5 protein-coding genes are annotated in these 7,246 nt (G+C 45.6%); all 5 read right to left on the bottom strand.

Annotated features, from left to right (window positions below; genetic code table 11):
• A partial coding sequence (locus tag L693_RS0103750; RefSeq protein WP_025716118.1) for a DNA topoisomerase 3 occupies positions 1-2,022 on the bottom strand: 2,022 nt, incomplete at its 3' end.
• A gap of 526 nt (positions 2,023-2,548) precedes the next feature.
• A complete protein-coding gene (locus L693_RS0103745; RefSeq protein ID WP_025716117.1) occupies positions 2,549-4,036 on the bottom strand; it encodes a glutamate synthase subunit beta in 1,488 nt (495 codons plus the stop codon).
• 237 nt (positions 4,037-4,273) lie between these two features.
• Positions 4,274-4,762, bottom strand: a complete 489-nt coding sequence (locus tag L693_RS0103740; protein ID WP_025716116.1) for a dihydrofolate reductase — start codon at positions 4,760-4,762, stop codon at positions 4,274-4,276.
• Between the two features lie 16 nt (positions 4,763-4,778).
• Positions 4,779-5,573: a thymidylate synthase gene (locus L693_RS0103735; protein ID WP_025716115.1), complete on the bottom strand. Its 795-nt coding sequence runs from the start codon at positions 5,571-5,573 to the stop codon at positions 4,779-4,781.
• Positions 5,574-5,822: 249 nt separating this feature from the next.
• Positions 5,823-7,244 carry a dihydrolipoyl dehydrogenase gene (gene lpdA / locus L693_RS0103730; RefSeq protein WP_025716114.1) on the bottom strand — a complete coding sequence of 474 codons (1,422 nt, stop codon included), beginning with the start codon at positions 7,242-7,244 and terminating at the stop codon, positions 5,823-5,825.
• Positions 7,245-7,246: the final 2 nt, after the last annotated feature.

Genomic DNA, 7,246 nt, shown 5'->3' with positions numbered 1-7,246 from the left:
CGTAGCTCCAGCGGTTGAGGCTGCCGCATCCGAGGCACGCTCCAACGTTGCGCTTCCAACGCTGCTACCGCGACCTGATGACACGCGCGTTCCTTTGGCGGCTGTGCGTCCACTCGCACCTGCACTGCGGGGGCTCCCTTTTCCAGCCGCACGTTTGCCCCTCGCTTCCTCGCCAAAAGCATTTGCCGGAGCTGGTGGCTGCTGCCTCACCTTGTCAATGATGGACAACGTAAATCTCTTAACGTTATCCATAAACTTCTCCTGAGCTGCCTCACCCTTGGAAATTTGATGCAAGCGGCGTTCCCATTGTCCTGTCATCTCCGGCGAAGCCAACAGATCGACCCCTGCGTTACGGATCAGGTCAATGGCCATTTTCCCCTTATCCGTAATGAGAATCTTTTTGCCTTTCATTTCAATGTAGCCGACCTTCTTTAATCGTTCAATGGTGGCGGCACGTGTTGCAGGCGTTCCTAATCCGGCATCCTTCATAACCTCGCGTAATTCCTCATTCTCCATCTGCTTGCCCGCGCTTTCCATCGCTTTCAGCAATGTACCCTCTGTATAGCTTTTAGGAGGCTGAGTCGCCTTTTCCTTCATCTCCGCACGAATACAGTCCACTTGACGACCTGCATCAATCTCAAATTTCTTGTCCGTCCATTCGTCCGTCTCTTCTTCTTCCTCTTTCTTGGATGATTTGCTCTTTTTTCCTTTTTCCTGGTCAGCCTTGCTCAAAACGACTTTCCATCCCAAAGAAAGAAGCTCTTTGATACTTGTTTTAAACAGATGCTTGTCCACCTGCGTTATCACGGTATGCATTTTATATTCAGCAGGAGGAAAAAAATGTGACAAAAACCTGCGAATAATCAGGTCATATATATTTTGTTCCTCCTTGCTAAGCGTTCCTGGCCTTTTCAAGGTTGGCAAAATAGCATGGTGATCCTCAACACGAGACGGATTACAGACCGATTTATTCTGTTTATGGACCAAATTAGGGTTTGCTTGTTGTGCCAGCTCAGCATAAGGCCCTGTGCCTAACATACGCAGCGCCTTGTGCATCCCGTCTATATTTTGTTCTGTCACATAATTAGAGTTGGTACGCGGATAAGAAATGACCTTATGCCGCTCATAAAGAGCTTGTGCCACATCCAATGTTTTTTTGGCCGAATAACCATACTTGGCATTCGCCTCGCGTTGAAGCAGCGTCAAATCATACAGCTTAAAAGGATACTCCTTCGTTTGCTTCGTATCATACTTTGTAATGCTGCCAGTTTTGCCGCGAACCGCTGTAGCTATCTCCTCGGCTTCTTCGGGTTTAGTTAGTCGATCCCCCTGCCACGCACCTTTGTACTTGATCTGGTCTTGCTTGAACTCAGCCCATACATCATAAAAGGTTTGAGACTGAAATGCCTCAATTTCCTTTTCCCGATCATGGATTAATGCCAGCACAGGAGTCTGGACCCGCCCTACCGATAGCAGCGTGTTATGGCGTGTTGTGAAGGCTCTGGAGGCGTTCATACCGATCAGCCAGTCTGCTTCACTTCGTGCCCGCGCAGCCTGAGTCAAAAATTCAAACTCTGAAGCATCTCGCAGCCGTTCGAAGCCTGTCGCAATACTTTCTGCCGTCAAATCTGAGATCCATAGTCGCTTGACGGGCTGACGCAGCTTCAGCTGCTGTTGAATCAACGCAAAAATATACTGCCCTTCCCGACCGGCATCACAAGCATTGACAATGGCATTGCAGCGTTTGGCCAGCTCACCAATCATTTTTAGCTGATCCTTTGTTTTGGGATTCGGTACTATTTTGAACTGCTCAGGGATAATGGGTAGGTCCCGAATATTCCATCTTTTGTACTTGTCATCGTATGCATCCGGCTCAGCCAGACCCAGTAAATGACCGATTGCCCAGGTTACAATGTATTTTTCCCCTTCCAAATAGGTGCGGTTATTTTTAGCACGTGGCTCAATAACAGCGGCAATTGTCCGCCCCATATCTGGTTTCTCAGCAATAATCAACGTCTTCATTCATATTCCATTCCTTCCTGACGGCCTTCTGTTTTCCTTCCTCAAGTCATACATATACAGGGATGTACAGGAAACACAGGTAGCATGGCCTCATGCAAAAGGAGCTTTCGTCGGGAGAAAGCTCCTTTGTAAATTCATTTAGTCTAAACGCTTCAACAATATATGTGTATTATACCATAGATATCATTGTTCTCTCAGGCTATGATTTTGTGAAGCTATGTAAAAAACCAACAAACTTGCACAACAATTACTTTGAGTCATGTTTATGTTAAATTATATAACATTTAAATCGAATTATTATTTTTATCCGCAAAATAATTTCATAATTCAAAAAAAAGCTACACTTTTCTCCTGATTTTATGTTATGATCTCTATAGATAATAAATATATATTCAGCTCATTTAATTAAATGTTAATTTTAATTACATTATAGTAACAACACAATAATGGCTCTTTACCTTGCAAATACAACAAAGCCCCATCCGAAGATGGAGCTTTGTCATGAGCTATATAATAGAGCTTAGATTTACACCAAAACGGTAGCACCCATGAGGTATTTATCAACCTCACGCGCAGCTTCCCGACCTTCATTGATAGCCCACACGACAAGACTTTGTCCACGACGCATATCACCCGCAGCAAAAACCTTATCCACATTCGTAACATATTTCCCATAACGTGCTTTAACGTTGGAGCGACGGTCCGTTTCCAAACCGATTTCCTCGACGATCGTTTGCTCAGGTCCATCAAATCCAATTGCAATCAGCGCAATCTGTGCCGGGAATATGCGCTCTGTACCCGGAATCGGTTGATAGATTTTACGTCCTGTTTCATCGACAATACGTTGAATTTGGATGGTATGCAACTCTTTCAAATTCCCGTTTTCGTCACCTACAAATTTAGTCGTCATGATGGAGAACTCACGCGGATCTTCCCCAAACAACGCCTTCGCTTCCTCCTGTGCATAATCGAGAGAATACACATTCGGAAATTGCGGCCAAGGGTTGCCAATCGGATCACGTTCCAAAGGAGCTTTAGCATGGGTACCAAATTGAGTGACACTCCGACAACCATGACGCAGAGATGTAGCTACACAGTCCGAACCCGTATCACCGCCGCCGATTACAATGACATCCTTATCTTTAGAGGACAAATAGTTGCCATCTTCGAGATTGGAATCCAGATAGCTCTTGATGGTGCCATTCAAATAATCCATTGCATAATGAACACCATTCAAATCGCTGCCTTCAATATTGAATTCTCTTGGCTTCGTAGATCCACCACACAGTACAACTGCATCATACTCAGCAATTAACTGCTCAGTGGGGATATCTTTGCCGATTTCCGTATTTGTGATGAATTGGATACCTTCCGCCTCCAGCAAATCCACACGACGCTGTACAATCTTCTTATCCAGCTTCATGGATGGGATTCCGTACATCAGCAATCCACCCACACGATCTGCACGCTCATATACAGTTACGCTGTGTCCTGCTTTGTTAAGCTGAGCAGCAGCAGCTAGTCCTGCCGGACCCGAGCCGACAATAGCCACTCGTTTGCCTGTACGCTTTTCTGGTGGATTAGGGACAACCCAGCCTTCCTCAAAACCTTTTTCGATAATGGCTTCCTCAATCGTCTTAATGGTAACAGACTCCCCGATCAGACCGACTGTACAGGAGCCTTCACATGGCGCTGGACAGACACGGCCTGTAAATTCCGGGAAGTTATTCGTTTTGTGCAGCCGTTCTAGCGCTTCCTTCCATAAACCACGATATACGAGATTGTTCCATTCCGGAATAAGATTATGGACCGGGCAGCCTAAAGTTGCTCCCATGATATCCATCCCCGTATGACAATAAGGAGTTCCGCAGTCCATACAACGTGCCCCTTGGGTACGCAGCTCTTCTTCAGACATATGCTTATGGAATTCTTCCCAATCCTTAATACGCTCTGCCGGGTCCCGGTCTGTAGGAAGCTGTCGTGTGTATTCCATAAATCCAGTTGGTGTAGACATGTTACGTTCCCCCATCTCTTCGCTTATGAACCCCGTTCATCCATTCAGAATTTATGCAAATTCGAATTTGTCTGTTTGTATCATGAAAGGGTCTATTCTCGTTGAATTTGATTTATTGTATCACAATACAGCACAAAAGTGATGAAAACTTATGCAACTTTCTGCATCAACAGCCAAAAGGATTTTTTATATGGTTCATTAAATTTTCAAATCGCTGAGGTCAAATGATTTCCATTCTTACTTCGTTCTTTCATAAACGATAAAACGATAGTCATACGGGTTTCTTTCATCCTTGACTCCAGGAGTCTCACTGACTACCTGCCAGCCATTCCAATCCAGCTCAGGAAAGGTGGTGTCCCCTTCAAAATCCTCCTCAATTCGGGTCACGATCAGCCGATCAGCATGGGGCCAAAATAGTGAATAAATCTCTGCTCCTCCGATGACCATCAGTTCTTCTTCCGCTGCCAATCGGAGTCCCTCTTCGAGTAAATGGATCACTTCCGCACCTTCTGCCTGGTAGTTCTGATCCCGGGTTAAAACCACGTTACGTCGGTTTGGCAGGCTTTTTCCTCCAAAGGATTCCCACGTCTTACGTCCCATAAGTACAGTTTTGCCCGTCGTCTGCTCTTTGAAAAAGGCCATATCTCTTGGGATACGCCAAGGAAGCTTATTGTCCCGGCCAATCACACCATTTTGTGCCATTGCCCATATCATCGAAATCCCCATGCTTTCCCTCCTCTAATCAGATAGCGACAGGCGCCTTGATCCCTGGGTGATACTTATAATTTTCAAAAACAAAATCCTCGTAAGTGTAATCAAAAATAGAATCCGGCTTGCGCAGAATTTTCAGCTGAGGCAACGGATAAGGCTCACGCTCCAGCTGTGTATGCACTTGCTGCATATGATTTGAATAAATATGCACATCCCCGCCTGACCAAATGAATTCCCCCGGCTCCAAACCGCATTGCTGTGCAACCATATGCGTTAATAATGCATAACTCGCAATGTTGAATGGCAGTCCAAGAAAGGTATCTACTGAACGCATGGTCAGCATGCAGGAAAGCTTTCCTCCAGCCACGTAGAACTGAAATACGAAATGACAAGGCGGCAGCTTCATCGATTCGATTTGGGCCACATTCCAGGCACTGACAATGTGTCGGCGTGAATCCGGATTGCTTTTAATCGACTCAATGACATTGGAAATCTGGTCAATATACTGCCCGTCTGGCGTTTCCCACGAGCGCCATTGCGAACCATATACGGGGCCCAGATTGCCATGCTCATCCGCCCATTCATCCCAAATGGTAACTCCGTTTTCCTTAAGATAAGAAATATTCGTATCCCCCCGCAAAAACCACAGCAGCTCATGGATAACCGATTTTAAATGTACTCTTTTGGTGGTTACCAAGGGAAAGCCCTTGGCCAGGTCAAACCGAAGCTGTCTTCCGAAAACAGATAGTGTTCCCGTCCCTGTGCGATCCTCTTTTTTTACACCATTCTCTAAAATATCCTCCAGCAATTCCAAATAGCTGCGCACTTCTTTTCTCCCCTTTAAACATGTTTTAAAGACCTAGCAGCGCTAGAATCTAATCTTGAAAAATTCGCTCTATACCATAGCTATATTTAGTTTATCATGTACGACACTTCGTTGACCATGTACTGTTTGAATTTTCATGGTAGTCCTGAAAATCCTAAATCATTAAAAAAGAGACAAAGAACGCAGATATTGCGCTCCTTGCCTCTCTTGAAGATGTATGAAAACCAAAAACGAGATAATGAAATGGGATTAGCGACGTGGTGCCAATGCGTGGATCGGATGACCCAGCACGACTTCCGCTGCTTCCATAACGATTTCGCCCAATGTAGGGTGAGCATGAATAGTCAGGGAGATGTCTTCGAGTGTAGCACCCATTTCAATCGCCAGACCCAGCTCAGCAATCAGGTTGGAAGCTTCCAAACCTACGATTTGCGTACCTAGTACCAGACCCGTATCTGCGTCAGCTACGATTTTCACAAAGCCTTCAGCAGCGTTCAGGGAAACGGCACGACCGTTTGCTCCATAAGAGAACTTGCCAACTTTGACATTGTAGCCTTTTTCTTTGGCTTGAGCCTCTGTGTAACCTACGCTGGAGCACTCTGGATCTGTGAACACAACAGCCGGCATACATTTGTAGTCTACAACAGATGGTTCTCCTGCAATTGCTTCAGCTGCAACTTTGCCTTCGTAAGAAGCTTTGTGAGCCAGCGCAAGACCAGCAACGATATCGCCGATTGCAAAGATATGAGGAATGCTAGTGCGTCCTTGGTGGTCAACTTTCACCATTCCGCGCTCATCCAGTTCTACGCCGATCAGATCCAGACCCAGCTCACCGTCTGTGTTTGGACGACGTCCAACGGTTACAAGCAGGTAATCCGCAGTTACTTCTTTGCTTTCGCCGTTAACGGAGAATTTCACCGTTACGTCTTTATCTGTTTGTTCCGCACTTTCCGCTTTAGCGCCAGTGAAGATTTCAATCCCTGTTTTCTTCATGCTTTTCGCAACGATCGAAGTCATATCCTTGTCAAAGCCAGGAAGAACAGTATCCATACCTTCAATGATGGTTACTTTGGAACCGAATTTGGAGTACATTTGGCCAAGCTCTGCACCAATGTATCCACCACCGATAACGATCAGGCTTTTTGGAATTTCAGGCAAGTTCAATGCTTCGGTAGAAGACAGAATGCGTCCGCCAAACGGGAATGGTTTCAGTTCGATTGGACGGGAACCTGTTGCGATAATGGCGTTTTTAAAACGGTAACGTGGTGATTCATGTTCATTGAATACACGAGCTTCGTTTTCGTTGATGAACATGCACTCACCATTGAAAACTTCAACTTTGTTGCCTTTGAGCAAGCCGCTTACGCCGCCTGTCATTTTTTTAACAACACCGTTTTTAAATTCTTGTGTTTTAGCGAAATCTACTTTTACATTCTCAGCCGTAATACCGAAGGACTCGCCGTGTTTAGCAGCTTCGTATTGGTGAGCTGCAGAGATCAAAGCTTTGGATGGAATACATCCACGGTTCAGACAGACACCGCCCAGCTCAGATTTGTCAACAATCAATACGCTTTGTCCCAATTGTGCGGCACGGATGGCAGCTACATAGCCGCCAGGACCCGCACCGATAACCAATGTGTCAATATCCAGAGAAGCGTCTCCTACTACCATTG

Origin of the sequence: Paenibacillus sp. 1-18 (assembly GCF_000520755.1) — a bacterium.
Classification (GTDB): Bacteria; Bacillota; Bacilli; order Paenibacillales; family Paenibacillaceae; genus Paenibacillus; species Paenibacillus brasilensis.
The sequence above is the reverse complement of the archived record's forward strand: the minus strand, read 5'-3'. Positions and strand labels throughout refer to the sequence as shown.

Bases quoted from the DNA above. Each gene is read 5' to 3' on its own strand.
- L693_RS0103740 (WP_025716116.1), bottom strand. From the start codon at position 4,762: ATGGGGATTTCGATGATATGGGCAATGGCACAAAATGGTGTGATTGGC.
- L693_RS0103745 (WP_025716117.1), bottom strand. From the start codon at position 4,036: ATGTCTACACCAACTGGATTTATGGAATACACACGACAGCTTCCTACA.
- lpdA (WP_025716114.1), bottom strand. From the start codon at position 7,244: ATGGTAGTAGGAGACGCTTCTCTGGATATTGACACATTGGTTATCGGT.